Below are 22,802 nucleotides of genomic sequence, written 5' to 3' on the forward strand. Positions count from 1 at the left end.
ATTCCCCCTTAAATTGCTTCTTCATCAAGTTCGCCCGTACGGATACGAACGATTTGGTCTAAGTCGTAAACAAAAATTTTGCCGTCACCAATTTTGCCTGTTGAAGCAATTTTTGTGATGGTTTCAACAACGCGTTGACAATTTTCGCTACGAGTTGCAATTTCAAGTTTGATTTTTGGAATAAAATCGACTTGGTATTCAGCTCCACGATATAGCTCAGTATGACCACGTTGACGGCCAAAGCCTTTAACGTCGACAACTGTCATCCCCTCAATGCCTAAATCAGCCAATGCTTCACGTACATCATCAAGTTTGAATGGCTTTATTATTGCACTAATCATTTTCATAGTGGCCCCCTTCGGACGCTTATTGTTATCCTGTTGGCTTACACAATCCAACCTTTGTGCCACTATTTTTTATTACCTATTTTCAATAACTTAAAAATAAAAATTGGTTTTTGCACAAAAAAAATGCACCCTATTGGTGCATTTTTTTAACAATTAACCAGCGCTGGTGCAATTAGCACAACTATAGTTTAACTAAGCAGTTCCGATCTTGCTGTTTGGCTTGATATAAGGCCTTGTCAGCAATACGCATCGCAGCTGTAAGCGATACATTTTGGAATTGGGTCATACCAATACTCATGGTTAATGAGTATGGCTCACCGTTAATTGAAAAGGCGTGGCTTGCTAACTGCTCTCTGAAGGTATTGAGCCTTGATTCGGCCTTAGCTAAGTCCATATTATGCAGTACCACGGCAAATTCTTCGCCGCCGATTCTCGCGATAGTGAAGTCATCAAACTTAGTCTTTAAAAATGAAGACACTTGTTTTAGCGCCTGATCACCGGCTTCGTGACCAAACTGGTCGTTCACATTTTTAAAGAAGTCGATATCAAGCAAAGCCAATACGTTTTCTTGCTCAACATTTTTAAGCAGTTTTTCTGCGTATTGGTAAAAATAACGACGATTATGCAAGCCAGTTAAATGGTCGCGGTATGCGCTTTCTTTTATATCGGCTATTAGAGCAAGCTGCTCCATGGTTTGCATAACACGGCAATGAAACTCTTCATTCATAAACGGCTTAGTTAAAAAGTCGTTAGCGCCGTATTTAATAAAACGCGCCGATAAACCATGCTTGCCGGCACCTGATAAACCGATAATTGCTAAATCATCACGGCCGCGGAAATTACGTACCGCTTTAACGAGCTCAAAACCATCCATTGTTGGCATTGCATAGTCAGTAAGTAGCAGCTTGATTTCAGGATCGTCTTTCAGCATTTGCAGTGCTTGCTCACCATCTTGAGCATCGCGTACATCAAACAACTGCTTTTCGAGCATTTGCTTCATTAAAGTGCGACTTAGCACTGAGTCATCAGCCACCAGCGCTTTGCTACCATCGTTTCTAAGTAATTGTGCAACAAGTTTGATCGCATAATGGTATGAATCGCGGTTATCTTTAACCACGTAATCAACCACACCAAGCTCTAACATCTGCTGGCGAATGTATTCATCAATTTTTGATGTTAGGACAACGGTCGGGATGTTTTTTGATAAGGTGTATTTAGCTACTTCGCCATTCATCGCATCAGGTAGCGTTAAATCGACTAAAGCTAAGGTGTAATCGTGCTCTGAAATTAAAGAGACGCCCTCTTTTAAAGACCACGCAAAGTCGACAGCCACATCTAAATAGTGAGCAGCGAGGTGACGTAACACTTGCTGTACTACTTTACTGTCTTCAACTACTAATACTCTTTGCATTGCAACTTCTCTTTCTTAAGCACGTGTACACAGATTATAAACACGCTAAATATACGCCATTTTTTAATCTAGCTAAATAATTAAGCAAAATATCTTTGCTAAAAAAATGCACTTTTTTGTAACCAGCTCAGCATTTTCGGTTATTTTTCTGTTTAACAGCTAATATTGGTCACTAGTCTCATTAGTTTGTCATCGAGTTTGCTTTACTTTTTAATAGCTGCAATTCGAATAATAAGGAATCAACATGAAACTAGTTAGTTTTATTGGCTTGTCAGTGACAGCACTAACACTGACCTTCAGTACTCCAAGCTTTGCTGATAACGGACGTCGTATTGACGTTGACAGCAAAGTGGTAACAGAGCACAAAGCCCGCATTAATGGTGAGCGTTTTTCATATACCGCAACCACAGGCACACAACCGGTTTGGAATGAGCAAGGCGATGCCGTTGCAACGCTGCAATATACTTATTATACCCGCGATAAAGTAGACGATAGAACAAAACGTCCTTTAGTTTTTTCGTTTAATGGTGGCCCAGGTTCTGCGTCAGTATGGATGCACCTTGCTTATACTGGACCACGTGTATTAAAAATTGATGACGAAGGTTACCCTGTTCAACCTTATGGCGTAAAAGATAACCCTTACTCAATTCTAGACGTGGCTGATATTGTTTATATCAACCCAGTTAACACCGGTTACTCGCGCGTTCTTGAAAACGAAAAAGGTGAGCTGCCAAGTAAATCAGACCAACAAAAAATGTTCTTTGGTGTTAACGCTGACATCAAATACTTAGCAGAGTGGTTAAATACCTTTGTTTCTCGCAACGAGCGCTGGCGTTCACCTAAGTTCTTAATTGGTGAGAGCTATGGTACGACTCGTGTTTCTGGTCTTGCTCACGAATTACAAAATCGCCAATGGATGTATATCAACGGCGTTATTCTAGTATCACCAACTGAAATTGGTATTAAACGTGAAGGCCCGGTAGAAGCAGCGAACCGCCTACCTTACTTTGCAGCAACCGCTTGGTACCACAAAGCCCTTAGCGCAGACTTACAAGCAAAAGACTTAGACGAGTTATTACCTGAAGTTGAACAGTTCACCGTGAACAAGTTCTTACCTGCAATTGCTAAAGGTGGTTTTTTACCTGCTGATGAAAAACGTGCCATCATCAAGCAAGCAGCAAAATACGCAGGTTTATCTGAAAAGTTTGTTGAGCAAAATAACCTTGATATTCCAAATAACTTCTTCTGGAAAGAGCTGTTGCGTGAGCGCGGCCAAACAGTAGGCCGTTTAGATTCTCGTTACCTAGGTATCGACAAACGTGATGCAGGTGAGTCACCTGATTACTGGGCTGAGCTTACTTCATGGTTACACTCATTCACGCCAGCGATTAACTATTACCTACGTGAAGAGCTTAACTACAAAACCGATATCAAATATAACCTATTTGGTAATGTTCACCCTTGGGATCGCTCAGGCAACAACACAGGTGAAAACTTACGTTTAGCAATGGCACAAAACCCATACTTAAACGTGATGATTCAATCTGGCTACTACGACGGTGCAACAAACTACTTTGATGCTAAATACACAATGTGGCAGTTAGATCCAAGTGGCAAAATGAAAGATCGCTTAAGCTTTAAGGGCTATCGCAGTGGTCACATGATGTATTTACGCCATGCTGATTTAGAGTCATCAAATAATGACTTACGTGACTTTATCCTTAAATCACTGCCTGCCGAAGGCAAAGCAGCAAAATACTAAACAGCGTATTTGCAAAACCATAACAGAAAAAGCCCGTTTTATACGGGCTTTTGTTTTTCCACTAATCTTTTTGGGTATATACTCAAGTCATTGATTTAAGGATTTGGATAATCAGCAAATGGCAGAAAAATTTCGCGTTATGTTTGCAGGGCTTGAAGCCGGTGTTGACCAAGCACAAGCAACAGAGCAACTCGCTGCAAAACTAAAAACAACTACAGAGAAAGTTGCGACCCTGTTTGAGCATAAGCCATTATTTGCACCAAGCGAGCAAGATAAAGCACTAAAACAAGCAAAGCTACTCGCCAGTGTTGGCATTAAAGCCAAGCTCCAACCGATTAACCAAGCAGCCACCAACAGCCAATCAAGCAATACAGCCGCACAGGCCAAAGAGCGTGAAGAACGTATTTTTGATGCCCTCGATTACATCACCAGTAGTCTTATTCGTCTAGAAGAAAAACTGGATGACTTAGAGCAACGTTTACCTGAGCTTGAAAATAACAGCGTTGCTGATAGCGACGATAGCTGGCAAGAAGATGACTTGCTACTTGAAGACGAATTAACCGAGCCTGTTAAAAAACGCTCAAACACCCTACTCTATTCGCTTATTGCAATGGTCATTGTGTTATTAATCATTTTGGGTGTAGTGGAGCTTTTCCCTGAACTTTTCTCCTTTTTAGAAAGTTAACACTAATATTGACATGAGCAACACACGAGCAGAAATCAGACAATCTATTCGAAAAAAGCGCAATTCACTGACTGTTGAACAACAAAAAAATGCAGCAATTGCGCTAAAGGTGAATTTTACTCAACACTTAAATTCGCTAAAAACACCTAAAAATGCCCATATTGGCATTTATTTCAGCAATGATGGCGAATTAGACACTTCATTGTTAATTAAAGAATTATGGATGCAAGAACAGCATTTATATCTGCCTATCATCCACCCCTTCAATGGCACAACTTTATACTTTCAGAGGTATGAAGAAAATTCACCCATGACTGCAAACCGCTATGGTATCTTGGAGCCCAAGTTAAATTGCAGTCAAATATGTCCTTTAGACAAGCTTGATATTTTACTTATGCCATTAGTGGCATTTGATGATCAAGGTAACCGTTTAGGAATGGGCGGTGGGTTTTATGACAAAACGTTGGCTCGGTATTACCAAGAAAACTGGCAAAAACCGATTTTGATAGGCCTTGCCCATCAATGTCAGCATGTTTCAGCATTGCCAATTGAATCATGGGATGTACCGTTAAAACACATTATAACCCCAGAGAAAATCTACCAATGGTAAGCAAACTGTTTGTATACTATAGGCCCTCTCTGACAGCTAACTGAGCACATAATTATGACGCAAGATGAATTAAAAAAAGCCGCTGCCTGGGCAGCCCTAGAGTTTGTAAACGAAAATACCATTGTTGGTGTAGGTACAGGCTCTACAGTGAATCACTTTATTGATGCACTTGATACAGTTAAAGACACCATTACTGGTGCGGTTTCAAGCTCTGAGGCTTCAACTGAAAAGTTAAAAGCACTGGGTATTGAAGTATTCGAACTAAACGACGTATCAAGCCTTGATGTGTATGTTGATGGCGCAGACGAAATCAATCCACACAATGAGATGATCAAAGGCGGTGGTGCAGCGCTGACACGCGAGAAAATCGTTTCAGCGGTAGCAAAACAATTTGTTTGTATTGTTGATGAATCTAAAGAAGTTACAACATTAGGCGCATTTCCACTACCGGTTGAAGTGATCCCAATGGCACGCAGCTATGTAGCTCGTGAACTAGTAAAACTAGGCGGTGACCCTGTTTACCGTGAAGGTGTTGTAACAGATAACGGTAACGTCATTTTAGACGTGCACAATTTAGACATCAGCAACGCCAAAGAATTAGAACTAACAATCAACCAGATTGTAGGTGTAGTAACAAACGGCTTATTTGCCCATCGCGGCGCAGATAAAGTCATTATCGGCACCAAAAACGGGCCGCAAATAAAGTAAATAGGAATGAGGATATGAGTAAGGTATCGTTAGCAAAAGACAAAATTAAAATTCTCTTGCTGGAAGGCGTGCACCAAAGTGCTGTAGAAACGCTTAAGCGTAATGGCTACAGTAATATTGATTACGTAAAAACATCCTTACCTGAAGACGAGCTCATTGAGCGCATTAAAGATGTGCACTTTGTAGGCCTTCGTTCTCGCACTCATATTAATGAAACGGTATTAGAAGCAGCTGAAAAGCTAGTCGCAATCGGCTGCTTCTGTATCGGTACTAACCAAGTCGACCTACAAGGTGCGCGTGAGCGTGGTATTGCGGTATTTAACGCACCATTCTCAAACACACGCTCTGTTGCAGAATTAGTACTTGGTGAAATCTTATTATTACTTCGTGGTATTCCAGAGCGTAATGCCCTAGCGCACCGCGGTGGTTGGTTAAAATCAGCCAACGGTTCATTTGAAGCACGTGGTAAAACGTTAGGTATTATTGGTTACGGCCACATTGGTACACAGCTAGGTATCATGGCTGAAAATATCGGTATGAACGTTGAGTTTTACGATATCGAAGACAAGCTAACACTAGGTAATGCAACGCAAATTCATAACCTAACTCAGTTACTACAACGTGCTGACGTTATTAGCTTACACGTACCAGAAACACCGCAAACGAAGAACCTAATTGGTATGGCTGAGCTTGAAGTAATGAAGCAAGGCGCCATCTTGATCAATGCTTCTCGCGGCACTGTTGTTGATATCGATGCATTAGCAGAATCACTGCGTGATAAAAAGCTGAGCGGCGCTGCAATCGACGTGTTCCCTGTAGAACCAAAATCAAATGATGAAGAGTTCGTATCACCGCTGCGCGAGTTCGATAACGTGATTTTGACTCCGCATATTGGTGGTTCAACACAAGAGGCACAAGAAAATATCGGTATTGAAGTAGCGGGCAAACTTGCTAAGTACTCTGATAATGGTTCAACCATTACGGCAGTTAACTTCCCTGAAGTATCACTGCCTGAGCTTGCAAACCGCAGCCGCTTATTACACGTGCACCATAACCGCCCAGGTGTTCTAACGCAAATTAACCAAGCGTTTGCACAGCACGGCATTAATATCGCAGCCCAGTACTTACAAACTGACGAAGCGATTGGTTACGTAGTAATTGATGTAGATACAGACCAATCAGAAGTCGCTCTTAAAGAGCTAAGTGCTGTTGAAGGTACAATCAGAGCACGTATCCTTCACTAATCGTTGGTATAACAAATAAATAAAAAGCGCAAACAGTTAAACTGCTTGCGCTTTTTTGTAGGACAAAACTTTAAGCTCGTAGGTTGGTTTGAGCGTAGCGAAACCCAACAGGATAAAGAACTTTAAGCCCGTAGGTTGGTTTGAGCGTAGCGAAACCCAACAGGATAAAGAACTTTAAGCCCGTAGGTTGGTTTGAGCGTAGCGAAACCCAACACGGGAACCCAGCTTTAAACCCTAGTTTTAAGCTCTAAGTCAAAAATAGCTCACCGTAGGCGTGAAATTTATTTCGCGCGATGGCTTATTTCTTATAAATAACACAAGAAATTTCAGGTGAACAGCCAAGGTAGCAGCAAGCTTGTGGTTATTCTCATTACGCTACTGCAAAACTAATAGGGTGTACCTTGGTTAGGTTTACATTTTGTTTAGCTTGCCAAAGATTGTAATTATCCTGCATCGATAGCCAACTTTCAGGGCTTCTACCCAAAGCCTTAGATAATCTTAATGCCATTTCAGGAGTAATAGAGCTCTGCCCCTTAAGGACTCTGTTAAGAGTTGAAGGTGAGACATCCAATTGTTTCGCGACATATCTACAGCTGTAACCGAAAGGCTCCATATATACATCGGAAATAAATTCACCCGGATGCGGTGGATTATGCATAGTCATTAGTGATAATCCTCGTAGTTTAATATGTAGGCGTTACCATCTTTGAATTCAAATGTTACTCGCCAATTACCATTTACAGTTATTGACCAAACACCATCTCGATTGCCTTTCAACGGGTGCAACTTAAATCCAGGTAAGTCGATATCTTCAATAATCGAAGCGGTATCTATAGCGGCTAGTTGCATTCTCAAACGGCGCTCGTGTTTAGCTTGAATCCCTGCTTTACTTCCAGTCTCAAAGAACTTTTTCAAGCCTTTATGTTTGAATGTCTTGATCATTGCTAAAGTGTAGCGTGCTGCGCAACAGGTGTCCACCTTAATTATAACCCCCTCGCATAGGGGAATAACCGTGGACTAAAATTTGAAGCGGAGCAAAAACCAGCGCGTTAATTAAAAGCTTTAAGCCGTAAATTTTAAACTCTAAGTCAAAAATAGCTCACCTTAGGCGTGAAATTCATTTCGCGCGAGTTAAAACTGTCAACTTACTTCAAGCTTATTTAACCAATTTAGGTTATTTGTGTTATTTCTCAGATATCGACATAATGCATCACTATGCTCAAATCACCATTGGAAGGTTTATTTTGAAAAAACTGATATTTGCTTTACTACTTATTGCTCCTCTGTTTTGCGTATCCACTGAACTACCAAGTCAATTTGATAATAATTTAATCTACTTAACCCCAAAGCTCAGTGATGGCACAACCGTGACATTTTTCACCGATACTGGTGGTGGTTGGAATGCTATTTCAAAAGAACTCAGTGAAAAATATCAATGGAAGATTGAAAGTAGAGAAACTGAAGACGGTGTCATTAAAGTTACTGATATGCCGCAATTTGATAAAAGTGCTTGGATACCCATCGCAGGACTGAACAATTGGTGGGCAGGTCAGTTACAAGTAGTGCCAAGAAGAGAAATAAGTTCATCTAACAAGTTGGATGGCACCTTAGGCGGCAGGTGGCATGCTGAAAAAATCATCGATTTTAATTACCTAGATAAAAGCATCACTATTTTATCCAAACTACCTGAAACCGATAACTTCTCAGAAGTACCTCTAGGTTTCCAAAAGAATGAATTAGGTAATTATACGTTAGGTTTTCCGAGCATTAATATATCGGTAGATGGCTTAACGATTCCAATGTTATTCGATACAGGCGCTTCTGCTTGGCCTTCAAATGAAGCTCTTGAGCAACTAAATTTATCAGGTGAAAAAGTTGCAACCTCTTTCATCACTGCGTCAATATTTGACAATTGGGTAAAATCTCACCCTGAATGGACGGTGATAGAAAAAGCGTGTTTATTATCCAAACAATCAATGATCAGAGTGCCACAACTAAAAATAGCGAATAAAATGGTGGGTCCTGTTTGGTTTACTCGAAGAGAAGATAATAATTTTCATCAATTTATGTCTTCTATGATGGACAAACAAATTGATGGTGCGCTAGGAGGTTCTGCGCTTAAATATTTGAGAATTATAGTCGACTACCCTAATGAACGAGCTTGGATTAAAAATGACATGTAATGAGGGTTAAATAAGTTTATAGCTCCCCACCTTTACTCGCTTCTTTCTTGAAATTAGCTAACATTTGACTTGCTGATTTATCTGAGAGTCCACTTTTCTCTGTTTCAATCAATTTAATTTGTGCTAGTAATCAACATAACTTTAACTTAATCCCCACCTCAAACACACTTCCCTGTGTAAATCTCGCCGATGAGTCAGTAAATTTTACTCATCGGTTTGCGGTACCTCAGCGTCTTTATCTTGCTGTTTTTCGCTTATCATGGCATTTAATTTTTCGCCGCCTTTGATGCCAAAATCTAACGTGCGGATTGGGAATGGGATGGTCATGTCAGCTTCGCTTAGGGCGTTTCTAACTGCCACAACAGCCTTGTGGCGAACGGTCATGAAATCCGCTTCGCCGGGGTATTTAATCCAAAACCAAACTAGTAAGTTAACGCTGCTATCACCGAAGCTTTCGGCGTAAACTGCGGTTTCTTCTTGTTTAATCACAAAATCAAACTCATTGATTTTTTTAACAATCACCTCAGCGGCTTGTTCTGGATCGTCAGCATACGAAATACCTACTGGCACTTCGATACGACGCACACCTAAGGTACTGTAGTTACTGAGTATATTTCTAAATAAAATCTTATTAGGCACTAAGATAAGTTGCCCATAAAAGTTCTCAATGAGGGTATTTCTAAGGTTAATCGCCCGTACAGTACCAAACACGCTTTCGGTGCGGATTACATCACCTGTTTTAAATGGTTTGCGAATACCCATAGCAATACCCGCTATAAGGTTCTCTGTCATGTCCTGAAAGGCAAAACCAATTGCAAGACCAACAATACCCGCACCAGCAAGTAATGAGGTGACAGTGCCTCTGAGACCCAAGAAATCAAGGGCTACAAATAAGCCTACGCATAACACGATGACTTTTACTATCGATGACATTAAGTCTGCGATTTGCGAAGACTCTAACGAGCGGCGTAATAGCTTTCTTAGCATTGACCCAACGATACGCGCCAGCAATGAAAACACGATAGTAATAATTACTGCGACAATAAAGTTTGGAATATGGCTTATGATGATATCAACCCAGCCACCGAGTTTTTCTTCTATCAGCTTTTCAGCTTCACTTACTGTCGGAATTTTTAACATTTTTATACCTTGTTGAATTAATTGCTCAACAAAGTATTTAGCAAGATGAACGCCATTTCTAATTTAGGGTATTAAAACCATAAAAAAAGCCGTGCTAAACACGGCTTTTCTAATTCATTTTACTAAAAAATTAGTTCTGCTCTTCTCGTAAGAAAACAGGCTCTAATTCTTTTGCTGTTGCATCGCTACTAAAGTAATAACCTGCAACAGTGAAATCTTTTAAATCACTTAATTGAGTGATTTTATTTTCTATGATGTAACGTGCCATCATGCCGCGGGCTTTTTTCGCATAAAAGCTGATCACTTTATATTGGCCGTTTTTACAGTCTTTAAAATGTGGAGTGATGATTTGTGCATTTAATGCTTTCTTATCAACCGCTTTAAAATACTCATTCGAAGCAAGGTTTACCAAGTATTTGCTATCTTGCTCAGCAAGCACTGTATTTAGCTTTTCGGCGATAACACTGCCCCAAAACTCATATAAGTTTTTACCACGTGGGTTTTCTAACTTAGTGCCCATTTCAAGGCGGTAAGCTTGCATTAAATCTAATGGTTTAAGCACACCATAAAGGCCAGACAAAATACGTAAGTGCGACTGTGCGTAATCAAGATCAGTACTGCTTAGCGTTTGCGCATCTAAGCCACCGTATACATCACCATTAAAGGCTAGCACGGCTTGTTTTGCGTTATCTTGGGTAAATGGCTGTGACCACTCGGCGAAGCGTGCCGCATTCAAACCAGCTAGTTTATCGCTGATTTTCATTAGGCTACCAATTTGCGCTGGTGTTAAATCACGGCAAACTGACATTAACTCTTCGCTATGCTCGAGTAATTCAGGTTGAGTGAATTTATCGGTCGTGGCTGGTGTTTCATAATCTAGATTTTTTGCTGGTGAAATAACAGTGATCATACTTAGCTATTGACTTGTAATTTGTTTGATGTCAATTTCAACATTAATTGAATCAAAATGCACGTTTTGTTTCGTCCTGCCTTTATCCGCTGTTCTTTTCATACATAATGTTCTAGTTTTCTGTATTAAGGACATTTGACCTATTAAACACTGTCATAGTGTTGCAGCATAAAGGCCGCTATAATGGATTTTCTTTTAACTTGCTTGGAATGAGGAAAGCAAATGACTTCAGCACTACAAAGGCTTAAACAGCATTCATCTATTGTTGCAGATACAGGTGATATCGAAGCTATCAAAAAGCACCAACCAGAAGATGCAACAACAAACCCATCTCTACTTTTAAAAGCCAGTGAAATTGAAGCGTATAAGCCTTATTTAGATAAAGCGTGGCAATATGCCAAAGAAACCGAGCAAGATGCAGCTAAACAACTTGAGTTAGCATGTGATTACTTTGCTGTATTAATTGGTAAAGAAATTAGCGAAATCGTACCGGGCTATATCTCTACAGAGGTAGACGCACGTTTATCATTTGATACTCAAGCGACTATCGACAAAGCCCACACTTTACTGAGCCTTTACGAAAAAGAAGGTGTTAGCAAAGATAAAATTCTAATCAAAGTTGCATCAACTTGGGAAGGTATCAAAGCCGCTGAGCAGCTTGAAAAAGAAGGCACTAAGTGTAACTTAACGCTGTTATTCTCTGAAGCACAAGCACGCGCATGTGCCGATGCAAATGTATTTTTAATTTCACCATTTGTTGGCCGTATCTTAGACTGGCACGTTGCTAACGGTATGGAAAAACCAACTGATCCACTAAACGATCCTGGTGTGCAATCTGTACGTAGCATTTACGAATTCTACAAACGCCACGATTACAAAACAGTTGTTATGGGCGCAAGCTTCCGTAACACAGGCGAGATCATCGCACTTACTGGCTGTGATAAGTTAACGATTAGCCCGGGTCTTTTAGAAGAGTTAGGCCAATTAACGGATGCACAAGAGTACCTACTAGAGAGCGACTTTACTGTTGAAGAAAAACCAGCACCACTAACTGAAAGCCAGTTCCGTTGGTTACATAACCAAGATGCTATGGCGACAGAAAAACTTGCTGAGGGTATTCGCTCTTTTGCACAAGCACAGCTTGAATTAGAAGCACGCTTTAAAGCAATGTAATTCAAATTACAGCATTTTTTTAAACGCCACCGCTAGGTGGCGTTTTTGTTTCTAAAATAACTAAACCTTTGATCTATTCATCTATCAATCACACTTCTGTAACAGTATTGTCACTTTTTTATTCTATTTTTGAGCAGCCTGTGGTATAGGTATTTCCGAGGTTCAAAAAATCAATAGGAGAAGTTCATGGATAGCCTAGACGATATTTTAGAAATATTAGAAGGTCCTAGTAAAACAAAAAAGACCTCTACAAAAAATAAAAAGAGAAAATGGCGCGAAATCGAAGCTTTGAAAGACAAGCATAGACTTCGCAAAGAACTACAGGAGTTAGACTATTTCACAGACAGCATTGAGCTTGATGAATTAGACTTTTAATTAAAGGCCCGCAAGGGCCTTTTGCATTTGTGCTATAGAATTTGTGGCAACGACCAATTTACTGGCGCTTTATTTTGATCAGTAAGTAGTTGGTTTGTCTTTGAAAAATGCTGACAACCAAAAAAGCCACGATGTGCAGAAAGCGGTGATGGATGCGGGCCTTGGATCACATGATGACGCGAGGTATCAATGTGTTTGCCTTTTTTCTGAGCATGTGCGCCCCACAACACAAACACCACACCGTCACAGTGCTGATTAATAAGCGCAATTACTGCATCAGTAAATTTTTCCCAACCAAGGTGCTTATGAGAATGAGCTTGCCCTTGCTCAACAGTTAATACCGTGTTGAGTAAGAACACGCCTTGCTCAGCCCAGCTTTGCAAATAGCCATGGTGAGGGATCTCAAAACCTTCGATATCGGTTGCCAACTCTTTGTACATATTCTTCAAAGACGGTGGTAATTTTTTAACTTCAGGTAATACCGAAAAGCACAAACCATGGGCTTGGCCTTCTCCGTGGTAAGGATCTTGCCCTAAAATAACCACCTTAACTTCATTCAGAGGTGTGGCTTCAAAAGCTGAGAATACCTGTTCGTCTTTCGGATAAACGGTAACGCCTGCTGCGCGTCTATCGGCGACATATTGTAAGGTTTCTTGCATGTAGGGCTTAGCTAGTTCGGTATCTAGAAATGTTTGCCAATCGTTCATTTTGAAGCCTGTATTTGCTGACGAGAAACATCTATTTTACCACACATATCAGTTAAACCATCAAGCATACGAGTTGTAAAACGGTGCAATAAGTCTGCGTTTACACTAATAAACTGGTTATGTTGCACCGCTGGCAATTCAGGCCATTGTCGCCAATCAATTTTAGGCTGAGGCTTTTTCGATTTTTCATCTGGAATAATCACTACCTCTGGATTGGCAACCAATACATTTTCAATACTAATACGCGGGTAGTCTGTATCACTATTAGCAAACACATTATCCGCATGACAAATAGTTAATAGCTGATTGATCCAAGTGTTTCCGCCAACTGTCATCATTGGCTCAGGCCATAATTGATAAAACACCGACACTTTCGGTTTGCCTTCTTGCGCTGTACGAATAGCATTGAGTTTAGTTTCAAACTCTTTGGCTACTTTATTTGCCTTGGTTTGCAAATGCGTAAGCGTGCCCAGTTTACGTAGTTCATCAGCCACATTATCAACTTGATTTGGATTGCTGTACGCTACCGGAATACCTAATTTTTCAATGTAAGCGAGATCTTCGGCTTTGTTACCCGTTTTCCAAGCCAGAACTAGGTCTGGTTTTAACGACAACAGCTTTTCCATGTTAATTCCGTAATAGCCGCCTACTCGTTCGATATCATTCGCTTGCTGAGGAAAGTCTGCATAGTCAACCGTACCGACAATGCGCTCTCCTGCTCCAATCGCAAATAGGTTTTCAACGATGTGCGGTGCTAAGGCAACGATACGCTGCGGCTCTTTAATTTCATGAGCCTGAGCCAATGCAGGTAAATAAAATAAAAAACCTAAAAGTGCTAACTTGATGGCCTTCATGTTAAAAATCGAACCCTTTTTGCGCTTTTATTCCTGCATCAAAAGCGTGTTTTACGTTTCTGACTTCACTGACTGTATCAGCTAAGTCGGTTAGTTTGCGGTGCGCACCACGACCTGTAATAATCACCGATTGCATAGCAGGACGAGAGCTAACTGCTTCTAGCACTTCGTCTAAATCAATATAACCGTAGGTGATCATATAGGTTATTTCGTCGAGCATAACGAGGTTAATCGACTCATCCTTCAGCATTCTTTTCGCTTCTTGCCATGTCACTTGCGCAGCAGCAGTATCTGACTCTTTATTTTGTGTTTCCCAAGTAAAACCGGTGTTCATAATAACAAATTCAACCCCTGCTTTTTCGAGTAGGTTGCGTTCACCGCATTCCCATGTGCCTTTAATAAACTGACACACAGCTGCTTTCATTCCGTGACCTACCGCACGTGCGACAGTACCAAACCCAGAAGTCGATTTTCCCTTACCGTTGCCAGTTATAACCTGAAAAATCCCTTGCTCTTTTTGTGCAGCAGCAATCCGTTCGTCGACTTTTTCTTTTACTTTTTGCTGGCGTTGTTGGTGCTTATCTTGATTCTGTTCGCTCATTGTTGTTCCTTATTTCTCTAAATTGAAGTTCTCATAAATATTGATGATTTGTTCAATATCGAGATTCTCTGCTACCACGTTTGCTAAACGGCTTAACTGCTGTTCACGGTTTAAATTAATATCAATTGGTTTAATTTGGTTATTTGTTGCAAGCCAAGTTATTAGCTCAGATACGCCCTCAGGGGTATCGAACAAGCCATGTAAGTAAGTACCTGCTACTTGGTTATCATCACTAATAAAACCATCTACTTTGCATCTACTTGGGTGTTCAATAAAGCTCAAAAATGGCTTATCAAGTGCCGGCCCTTGACTAATCCCGGCGTGAATTTCATAACCTGAAATTGCTTTATCGCTATTGTTTAAATGAAGAATGCCAGAGACTTGGCTTAGTACTTTTTGTTGCCCTAATTGCGTTTCAAAGTCAGCAAGCCCAAGCCCTGCTGCGCTGCCTAAATTAGACTCCACAGCATGTGGATCAGCAAGGTAGTTACCTAACATCTGCAGTCCACCGCATACTCCAAGCACTTTACCGCCATAGCGTAAATGACGTGTTATTTGTTTATGCCAACCTTCATTTTTTAAAAACGCTAAATCGCCGAGTACATTTTTACTGCCCGGTATAATAATCAGATCAACACTTGGAATAGCCTGAGTATGACGTACATACTGTAAATCGATTTCTGGTTGTAATCGCAGTGCATCAAAGTCTGTGTGATTACTAATATGAGGAAGTAGCAGCACCGCTATGCGTAATTGCGGCTTATCGACCTGATTAGTTATAGCAACGGCATCTTCAGCATCGAGTGCTAAGTCATGTAAATATGGTAATACCCCAAGTACCGGCTTATTGGTGTATTGCTCTAACCAATCAAGGCCACCTTGCAATAACGCAATATCGCCCCGAAAACGATTAATCACAAAGCCTTTAACGCGCGCTTGCTCCGACTCAGACAACAAGGCTAACGTTCCGACTAAATGGGCAAACACACCGCCTTTATCGATATCGGCAATAATGATCACTGGGCAATCTACCGCCTCAGCGTAACCCATATTGGCAATGTCGTTTTCGCGCAGGTTAATTTCTGCAGGGCTCCCAGCACCTTCAACAACCAGTAATTCAAAACGCTCACTTAAGCGCTGCTGTGAAGTAAGAACTGCATCCATCGCCACTTTTTTGTAGTCGTGATAACTGCCTGCTTCCATATTCGAAAGCGCTTTACCATGAACGATTACCTGCGCCCCGGTATCGCTGTTAGGTTTTAATAAGATAGGATTAAAATCGACTTCTGCGGGGACTTTTGCCGCTACAGCTTGCAAAGCTTGTGCGCGACCTATCTCGCCACCATCTGCGGTTACAGCGCTATTTAACGCCATATTTTGTGGCTTAAAGGGCGCAACCTTTATGCCTCGCTCAGCAAAGATCCGGCAAAGTGCTGCTACAAGAGTGCTTTTACCTGCATCTGAGGTCGTGCCTTGCACCATTATTGTTTTCATCATTGTTCTCTTTTTAAGGTTTGTGCAAGACCTGCAATCACAAACTCAACACGTGCAACTTGCTGTGCTAAGGCTTGATGCAACCAACCTGAATGATCAACAAACTGACGGCTTAACTCACCAAGCGGCACAATGCCATGACCCACTTCATTGCTGACAAAAATCACCTCACCCGTCAATTGCGATAGCACATCGAGTAAGGCCGCTTTTTGCTCAAGCCAAAATGCTTCACCATGCTGACATAAGCAATTACTCAGCCAAAGGGTTAAACAATCCACTAAAATACAGTTTTCAGCTTGGCTATGTTGTTGTAATGCTTTAGCCAAATACAAAGGCTCTTCAACAAGTTGCCAATTCTTAGCGCGCTCAGCTTGATGCCTATTAATTCGGGTTGTCATTTCTTCATCACCCGCATTGGCTGTGGCAATGTAGATAAGCGACTTGTTTGAGTCTGTTGCCAGCTGCTCAGCAAAACGGCTTTTACCGCTGCGAGCACCACCTAAAATTAAAGTATGTTGTTGGCTCATAATAAGCTCACCAAGCAAAGATAGGTAGCAAGCTCTGATACTTGCTGGGCTGCTCCCAAGCAATCACCGGTATAGCCAGATAACTGTTTTTCAAACCAGCGCTTCAATAGTAAACGAGTAACAATAAGCACACTAATGAGGATTAATAATTGCCCTAAAGTGAAGCCAAAAAACAACCATGCAATTGCTAACACCGCACCGCCAGTTGCTAGCAGTATTTGATAACTTTGCGTGCTTAAATGCATCGCAATTGGTTTTACTTTAGATGTGGCGTCCTGACTTACATAGTCCATATCTGCAATTAAACTTGTTGCTACAACCCGACTTAAGCTTTGCCCTAAAACAAGTGCAATAATCAGCGTACTGGTTGCCTCGCTGAGTGCAACGAGTGTTTGGTATTTAATTAGTAAGGCTATCACAAGCGCCGCAGCACCATAGGTACCTAAGCGACTGTCTTTCATAATGCTCAGCTTATCTGCAACGTGCCAACCACCACCAAAGCCATCCCAGACATCTGCAAGGCCATCTTCATGGAATGCCCCTGTGATTATCAAGCTAAACGCCATAACTAACGCGACTGCAATGGCTGCAGGGAATAACCAACTTAGCAGTAAAAAACTCAGCGCTAAAACTGCACCTAATATCACACCGACCAATGCAAAATAGCGGCTGGCCTGATTGAGTGCCTGACTTGATACTGCAAAGTTTAATTTAATGGGGATACGCGTTAAAAAACTAAGCGCTAGCAAAAATAGCTGAAGCTGACTTGGAGTAGAACCAGAAGTGTGTTGTTCAGTGCTCATATCAGACAACTTGCTCAACATTGGCATCGGCAAAACTTGCCATGTCATTATAAAACGCCAAAGATGCTTGCAGTAAAGGTAAAGCAAGCGCAGCCCCGGTGCCCTCTCCTAACCGTAAATCAAGCTGCAATAATGGTGCTGCATGTAAGGCATTGAGCATTGCTTTATGCCCTTGCTCATCAGAGGCATGAGCAAATAACATGTAATCGCGAGCGTTTGCATTAATACGAATTGCAACAAGCGCCGCTGTGGTACAAATAAAGCCATCCACGATCACCGCTATACCAAGCTCGGCAGCAGCTAAAATGGCACCGGTGATCTGTACAATTTCAAAACCGCCTAATGCAGCGAGCGTCATTAGTGGGTCATCAAAGTGAGCTTTATGTAATTGAAGGGCTTGCTCGACAACCTTGATTTTTTTAGCAACAACCTCATCACTCACACCTGTACCTTTACCAACACATTGGCTGGCAGGTAACGACAACAAGGCAGCCATTAATGCCGCAGCACTTGTGGTATTGCCAATACCCATCTCACCAAAGGCGATGGTATTACAACCTTGCTCATAGAGTGAATGAACTCGCTGTTTGGCTAATTCAAACCCTTTTTCAACCTGGCTAAGTGACATGGCCATTTCAGTATCCAGTGGTGCAGTGATGTCACCTAAACGCTGGTTATGCACACTTTTATCGTGTGAAGTACTGAGTGTTCCAGCGTCAACAACTTCTAGCTGCCAGCCAAGCTGGCGACAAAACACGTTGATCGCTGCGCCTCCTGCTGCAAAGTTTGCCACCATTTGCGATGTAACGCTGCTAGGAGCAATCGACACACCTTGGCTTGCCACACCATGATCACCCGCAAATACAACTAGAGAAGGGTTTGAAATAACCGGTTTAAAGGCAACTAGCGCCTGCTCACTATCAAGCTGCTTTGAAAAAATAAGCGTTAATTGTTTGGCACAACTTTCAAGCTGACCCAAAGCTCCTAGCGGCTTTGTTTTAAGGTCTATTTTTTGTTGAATTACAGCTGAAAATTGCTGATTAAGAGGCATGATATTAAACATTAGCTACCTGCTCTGTTTACGAAAATAAAGTAAGAATAAAAAGAACACACTACCGATAGCGGCTGTGATCACACCAACAGGTAGTTCTTGGTTATTCAATAGGGTTCGGCATATCACATCGACCCACACCATAAAAATGCCACCTACCAAGGATGTCATAACTAAGTTATGGCTGCTGCCTTGCGGTGAAAAGTAGCGCACAATATGTGGGATCATCAGGCCGACAAAACCAACGCCCCCACACATCGCAACAAGCACCGCTGTGATTAATGAACTTAGCAGCAGCATCATGATCCGAAAGCGTTGCACATGAATCCCCAAAGTCGCAGCACTTTCATCACCAAGCAGCATTGCATTAAGCTGACGACGAAATGCAATCATCAGCGTCATACAGGCAATAATAACGGTAAATGGCAGCCAAAGAGTGTCCCACTGCGCACGAGAAAAACTGCCCATAGTCCAAAACAAAATGGCGGTTATAGCTTGAGGATCGCTAAAATAAAGCAGCAAACTTGTCAAAGCACTAAATAAAAAAGATAAAGCAACACCAGCGAGTAACATGGCTTCAACTTGGCCAACATGGCGACGCCCTGCAATAGCAATAAGCAACAGCATAGAAAGTAAGCTTCCGGCAAATGCTGCAACTGACATACTAAAGCCAAAACTCACACCGGTTAGGGCTATAAAGCACACCACACCAAATGAAGCCCCAGAAGAAATACCAAACAAATAAGGGTCAGCAAGCGGGTTTCGGGTTACGGTCTGCAAAATTAGTCCTGCCAGAGCAAGCCCTGAGCCTGCTAAAAATGCCAGCACCGTTCTTGGCATACGCAACTGCCAAATAATACGCTGCACAAATTCATCGCTACCTTGGCTAAACAAACCATTAAAAACATCACTCAGTGGCGTATTTGCAGCACCAAAGCTCAATGCTAAAAAACAACTAATAAGCCCAACGACAACACAGATACTTAAACGCATTGCATCAGTCATTTTGATGCTCCTGTGTCTGATAGCCATAAAAATAAGTGATGTGCGGAATAAACTTATCAGTGCTTGATTGCGGGTGAGCAGATACCGCTGCGCAGACACCAAATACATCACTCAACAGCTGCTCAGTAAGCACCGCTTTTGGTTGCCCCTGACAAACCAAACGCCCTTCATCAATCACCAATAATTCATCACATAAACTCGCCGCGAGATTTAAATCATGGAAAGAGGCAAGCACAGTCACATCGAGGGACTTTGCTAATTCCATTATTTGAATTTGGTATTTAACATCAAGGTGACTTGTAGGCTCATCCATGATGAGCAACTTAGGTTGTTGCACGATAGAACGTGCAATAAGCGCTCTTTGCTTTTCGCCACCTGAGAGCGAATCAAATGCTTGCTCACTATGATGAGATAAACCAACCTGCTCAATCGCTTGATATATTCGCTGCTTATCATTGGCAGACGTGCCGCTGAAAAGTCGCTTATGGGGTGTTAAGCCTAAACTCACTACATCGAACAAAGACAAATTAAACTGCGATGGAGACTCTTGTAAAACCACTGCAACCTGCTTTGCATATTCATCAGCACTGATTTGCCAGATATCTTGACCGCTCAGCAGCACAACCCCTTGCTGAGGTTTCAAGTAACGATAAAGGCAACGCAGCAGGCTTGATTTACCCGCCCCATTAGGGCCGAGTAGACCGATAAACTGCCCTGCTTTTAACTCAAGGTTAATTGATTTAAGTATAGTTTTATTCGCAGTACCCCAACTTAAATCAGACACTGATATTAATGGCGCAGCGCTAAGGCTATTTTGTTGCAAGCTTATTCTCTCTTGGCGAGTAATCGCAACGCACAAGAAAGCACTGGTAAGTACCAGAAAATGATGTGAGTTGACCCGCTCGATGATTAGTTGTTAGTGCTAAGTATCTGGCTGACCATTATTTAGATGGATTACAGTTGCGGGAACAGCTGGAGAATTTCACTCCATTCCATAGCATATGAGTATTATGGCGGGCTAAGTAAATAATTCAATGAATATCGCTCTAGATGGCTAAAAAACAATTTTAGGCCAAGCTTGTCCTTGTTCATCTATATATACATCGAGTGTAATAAGCCCTGCATAAGGAAGATGAAAAACATTTAAATGCGTGGCTGATTGTTTTGGCATCTGACAAACAATAGCGAGGATTTGTTTGATCACACCTGCATGACTTATTACCAATGACTGTTCATGCTTAGATTCACATAGTGATTGTAAAAATGTTTGCCACCATGCCTCCACCCGAGCGTAAAAGTCTGCCATAGATTCACCATTGGGCACTTTTACTTGCCAAGGATGCTGCCAAAAATCACCAATATGAGGCTTACTCGTTTGCTGCCAAAGCTGTTGGTAGTCTTGGCCATCCCAATCACCAAAATTAAACTCTTTTAGCGCGTTATAATACTGTACATGCAGTGAGTGTTGATTTGCTAGATAATCAGCGTGGACTGAGCAACGCTTGAGCGGAGAGCTATATATGGCATTTAAATGTATGAGCTCGGCAGAAGCTTGGCGCATTTGTTCAAGGCCTTGCTCAGATAAACCGACATCGATTTGCCCAGAGAGAATTCCAGGCGTAGCGATTTCACCATGGCGAAGAAAGTAAACTCGTGAAGTAAATGCGTCCATAATGTTCCTCAGTAAACCAATAGTGAACGTTAACGCGTTTTAAGTCCTCTGTCGACTTATGCTAAGGGAACTATACTCAGAGAGTTAAGCTAAACGCATCAGACGAACGTCAAAATGTAGCACTGCATTTGCGCCAATCTTGCCACCGTTACCTTTTTTACCCCAAGCAAGCTCTGGAGGGATCACAAATTCATAGCGAGAACCAATATTCATTAATAACAAACCTTCTCTTAACCCTTCTATAGCTTCGGATAAAGCGAACACCTCAGGCATACCCGCTTTATAACTGTCGGCAATCACATTGCCATCAGCAAGCATAATACGTTGGTTAATAACCACTGTATCGAACTCTGTTACTCGATCCCCTTCAACTTCATCAATCACTTTATACATTAAACCCGACGGGCACAGGTGTGTATCTGGATGCGATGAGAACTTAGCAATAAATGCTTCACTATTTTTACGATTTAAACCTGAAGAGCCTTTTGACTTAGTTGTTTTCTTGCGAGACACAGCACACCTTAATTGTATTACAAATATAAAACGCTTTATCGCATAACAAGGTAAGGGAAGCAAGTTTGCGAGAGTAAAGTTGCAAGTTAGAAAGGGGAAAGATACGAGTTAGAAAGAGTAAAGTTTAAGGGTCTGGCGTAGGTTGGGTAGAGCGAAGCGAAACCCAACACATCACAGAACTATCTGCTTTCAGCCGTCAGCGATCAGCCGCGCGGTGTGGGTGTTTGGGTCAGAGTCTCCCTCTGCCGGAGGTTCTAGGCTCTAGGCTCTAGGCTCTAGGCTCTAGGCTCTAGGCTCTAGGCAAAGTGTACTTGTAGGAATGGCTTTAGCCATGAATGTGTTTGCTCTTTATTAATTCGGCACTGAAGTGCCTCCTACGGGGATGTTGCTGAGGGAGTCTCGGTAATAAATAACTCAACAGTTCAACTTTACCCTTGCTAACTTGCAGCTCGCTAACTCGTGTTGGGTTTCGCTGCGCTCTACCCAACCTACCTGGCTGACAGCTCCAGACGCAAAAAAGCCCGACTCTTTCGAATCGGGCTTTCTTTAATAGGATCCTGGCGATGACCTACTTTCACATAGCAACTGCTACACTATCATCGGCGCTGTTTCGTTTCACTACTGAGTTCGGCATGGGGTCAGGTGGGTCCAAAACGCTATTGTCACCAAGAAAATTCTTTTCAATTTTCTTATTATTTTATTTATAGTCTTTCGACCTAATTTAAAGTCTTACGACTGAATTTGGAGCCTGGCGATGACCTACTTTCACATAGCAGCTGCTACACTATCATCGGCGCTGTTTCGTTTCACTACTGAGTTCGGCATGGGGTCAGGTGGGTCCAAAACGCTATTGTCACCAAGCAAATTTGGTTCGTTAATCGCTTTAGCAATTAACTAAAATCTGGAATTCTGATATTAAGTAAATGTCTACTTTAGTTTTCTTAACTTCTGTCTGTTACGCTGTCATAAAACGCGTTTGGCGTTGTATGGTTAAGCCTCACGGGTAATTAGTACAGGTTAGCTTAAT

Annotated in this window: 25 protein-coding genes, 2 rRNA genes and 1 riboswitch; of the genes, 8 read left to right on the plus strand and 19 right to left on the minus strand. The window is 41.7% G+C overall.

Annotated elements, in window-relative coordinates:
* Positions 1–8: 8 nt before the first annotated feature.
* A complete protein-coding gene (locus tag AUR67_RS19755) occupies positions 9–347 on the minus strand; it encodes a P-II family nitrogen regulator (protein ID WP_054554260.1) in 339 nt (112 codons plus the stop codon).
* Positions 348–528: 181 nt separating this feature from the next.
* A complete protein-coding gene (locus tag AUR67_RS19760) occupies positions 529–1,758 on the minus strand; it encodes a diguanylate cyclase (protein ID WP_058586512.1) in 1,230 nt (409 codons plus the stop codon).
* A 244-nt stretch (positions 1,759–2,002) separates the two neighbouring features.
* Between AUR67_RS19760 and AUR67_RS19765 the strand changes: the two genes are divergently transcribed.
* From AUR67_RS19765 to serA, 5 genes are all read left to right on the plus strand, one after another.
* The gene (locus AUR67_RS19765) at positions 2,003–3,520 is read left to right on the plus strand and encodes a S10 family peptidase (protein ID WP_054562323.1); all 1,518 of its coding nucleotides are present in this window, start codon (positions 2,003–2,005) and stop codon (positions 3,518–3,520) included.
* 118 nt (positions 3,521–3,638) lie between these two features.
* Complete coding sequence (locus AUR67_RS19770) at positions 3,639–4,205, plus strand: hypothetical protein (RefSeq protein ID WP_058586513.1); 567 nt, start codon at positions 3,639–3,641, stop codon at positions 4,203–4,205.
* 13 nt (positions 4,206–4,218) lie between these two features.
* Positions 4,219–4,815: a 5-formyltetrahydrofolate cyclo-ligase gene (locus tag AUR67_RS19775; protein WP_058586514.1), complete on the plus strand. Its 597-nt coding sequence runs from the start codon at positions 4,219–4,221 to the stop codon at positions 4,813–4,815.
* Positions 4,816–4,869: 54 nt separating this feature from the next.
* A complete protein-coding gene (gene rpiA, locus AUR67_RS19780) occupies positions 4,870–5,523 on the plus strand; it encodes a ribose-5-phosphate isomerase RpiA (RefSeq protein ID WP_054554255.1) in 654 nt (217 codons plus the stop codon).
* Positions 5,524–5,537: 14 nt separating this feature from the next.
* Positions 5,538–6,767: a phosphoglycerate dehydrogenase gene (gene serA / locus AUR67_RS19785; protein ID WP_058586515.1), complete on the plus strand. Its 1,230-nt coding sequence runs from the start codon at positions 5,538–5,540 to the stop codon at positions 6,765–6,767.
* Between the two features lie 370 nt (positions 6,768–7,137).
* Here the strand turns inward: serA and AUR67_RS19790 are convergent, their stop codons facing one another.
* Entirely contained in the window at positions 7,138–7,431 is a 294-nt protein-coding gene (locus AUR67_RS19790) for a HigA family addiction module antitoxin (RefSeq protein ID WP_058586516.1), read from the minus strand.
* A complete protein-coding gene (locus tag AUR67_RS19795; RefSeq protein ID WP_054554252.1) occupies positions 7,431–7,709 on the minus strand; it encodes a type II toxin-antitoxin system RelE/ParE family toxin in 279 nt (92 codons plus the stop codon). The genes AUR67_RS19790 and AUR67_RS19795 overlap by 1 nt, the downstream gene beginning before the upstream one ends.
* Before the next feature lie 302 nt (positions 7,710–8,011).
* Here AUR67_RS19795 and AUR67_RS19800 point away from each other — a divergent pair, with 302 nt between their 5' ends.
* A complete protein-coding gene (locus AUR67_RS19800; protein ID WP_152996552.1) occupies positions 8,012–8,950 on the plus strand; it encodes a hypothetical protein in 939 nt (312 codons plus the stop codon).
* Between the two features lie 204 nt (positions 8,951–9,154).
* On the opposite strand, the gene AUR67_RS19805 is transcribed toward AUR67_RS19800, so the two are convergent.
* Both AUR67_RS19805 and yaaA read right to left on the minus strand, forming a co-directional pair.
* Positions 9,155–10,090 carry a mechanosensitive ion channel family protein gene (locus AUR67_RS19805; RefSeq protein WP_058586517.1) on the minus strand — a complete coding sequence of 312 codons (936 nt, stop codon included), beginning with the start codon at positions 10,088–10,090 and terminating at the stop codon, positions 9,155–9,157.
* A 130-nt stretch (positions 10,091–10,220) separates the two neighbouring features.
* Entirely contained in the window at positions 10,221–11,000 is a 780-nt protein-coding gene (gene yaaA / locus AUR67_RS19810; RefSeq protein ID WP_058586518.1) for a peroxide stress protein YaaA, read from the minus strand.
* Between the two features lie 222 nt (positions 11,001–11,222).
* Here yaaA and tal point away from each other — a divergent pair, with 222 nt between their 5' ends.
* Complete coding sequence (gene tal, locus AUR67_RS19815; protein WP_054562329.1) at positions 11,223–12,173, plus strand: transaldolase; 951 nt, start codon at positions 11,223–11,225, stop codon at positions 12,171–12,173.
* Positions 12,174–12,359: 186 nt separating this feature from the next.
* Complete coding sequence (locus tag AUR67_RS19820; RefSeq protein WP_054562330.1) at positions 12,360–12,548, plus strand: DUF3545 family protein; 189 nt, start codon at positions 12,360–12,362, stop codon at positions 12,546–12,548.
* 32 nt (positions 12,549–12,580) lie between these two features.
* On the opposite strand, the gene ung is transcribed toward AUR67_RS19820, so the two are convergent.
* From ung to rrf (AUR67_RS19885), 13 genes are all read right to left on the minus strand, one after another.
* Positions 12,581–13,255, minus strand: a complete 675-nt coding sequence (gene ung / locus AUR67_RS19825; RefSeq protein WP_058586519.1) for a uracil-DNA glycosylase — start codon at positions 13,253–13,255, stop codon at positions 12,581–12,583.
* A complete protein-coding gene (locus AUR67_RS19830) occupies positions 13,252–14,109 on the minus strand; it encodes a cobalamin-binding protein (protein ID WP_058586520.1) in 858 nt (285 codons plus the stop codon). Before AUR67_RS19830 ends, ung begins: the two co-directional genes overlap by 4 nt.
* A gap of 1 nt (position 14,110) precedes the next feature.
* A complete protein-coding gene (gene cobO / locus AUR67_RS19835; RefSeq protein ID WP_054562333.1) occupies positions 14,111–14,710 on the minus strand; it encodes a cob(I)yrinic acid a,c-diamide adenosyltransferase in 600 nt (199 codons plus the stop codon).
* A 9-nt stretch (positions 14,711–14,719) separates the two neighbouring features.
* Entirely contained in the window at positions 14,720–16,204 is a 1,485-nt protein-coding gene (locus AUR67_RS19840; protein WP_058586521.1) for a cobyric acid synthase, read from the minus strand.
* On the minus strand, positions 16,204–16,731 hold the full coding sequence (cobU, locus tag AUR67_RS19845) for a bifunctional adenosylcobinamide kinase/adenosylcobinamide-phosphate guanylyltransferase (protein WP_058586522.1): 528 nt from the start codon (positions 16,729–16,731) through the stop codon (positions 16,204–16,206). The genes AUR67_RS19840 and cobU overlap by 1 nt, the downstream gene beginning before the upstream one ends.
* Positions 16,728–17,582, minus strand: coding sequence for an adenosylcobinamide-GDP ribazoletransferase (locus AUR67_RS19850; protein WP_321166310.1), 855 nt, complete (start codon positions 17,580–17,582; stop codon positions 16,728–16,730). Before AUR67_RS19850 ends, cobU begins: the two co-directional genes overlap by 4 nt.
* Positions 17,536–18,597, minus strand: a complete 1,062-nt coding sequence (cobT, locus tag AUR67_RS21315) for a nicotinate-nucleotide--dimethylbenzimidazole phosphoribosyltransferase (protein ID WP_058586524.1) — start codon at positions 18,595–18,597, stop codon at positions 17,536–17,538. The genes AUR67_RS19850 and cobT overlap by 47 nt, the downstream gene beginning before the upstream one ends.
* A 3-nt stretch (positions 18,598–18,600) precedes the next feature.
* Complete coding sequence (locus AUR67_RS21320; RefSeq protein ID WP_058586525.1) at positions 18,601–19,590, minus strand: FecCD family ABC transporter permease; 990 nt, start codon at positions 19,588–19,590, stop codon at positions 18,601–18,603.
* On the minus strand, positions 19,583–20,413 hold the full coding sequence (locus AUR67_RS19865; protein ID WP_058586526.1) for an ABC transporter ATP-binding protein: 831 nt from the start codon (positions 20,411–20,413) through the stop codon (positions 19,583–19,585). The genes AUR67_RS21320 and AUR67_RS19865 overlap by 8 nt, the downstream gene beginning before the upstream one ends.
* A gap of 103 nt (positions 20,414–20,516) precedes the next feature.
* Positions 20,517–20,584, minus strand: a riboswitch (cobalamin riboswitch).
* Between the two features lie 60 nt (positions 20,585–20,644).
* Positions 20,645–21,262 (minus strand): histidine phosphatase family protein, encoded by a 618-nt coding sequence (locus AUR67_RS19870; protein WP_058586527.1) that lies wholly within the window; start codon positions 21,260–21,262, stop codon positions 20,645–20,647.
* A gap of 84 nt (positions 21,263–21,346) precedes the next feature.
* Positions 21,347–21,775 (minus strand): FKBP-type peptidyl-prolyl cis-trans isomerase, encoded by a 429-nt coding sequence (locus AUR67_RS19875; protein WP_058586528.1) that lies wholly within the window; start codon positions 21,773–21,775, stop codon positions 21,347–21,349.
* Between the two features lie 555 nt (positions 21,776–22,330).
* Positions 22,331–22,445: ribosomal RNA gene (rrf, locus tag AUR67_RS19880) — 5S ribosomal RNA — on the minus strand.
* Positions 22,446–22,521: 76 nt separating this feature from the next.
* Positions 22,522–22,636 (minus strand): 5S ribosomal RNA (gene rrf / locus AUR67_RS19885).
* Between the last annotated feature and the right edge of the window lie 166 nt (positions 22,637–22,802).

Origin of the sequence: Pseudoalteromonas sp. XI10, assembly GCF_001469895.1 — a bacterium.
Lineage (GTDB): Bacteria > Pseudomonadota > Gammaproteobacteria > Enterobacterales > Alteromonadaceae > Pseudoalteromonas.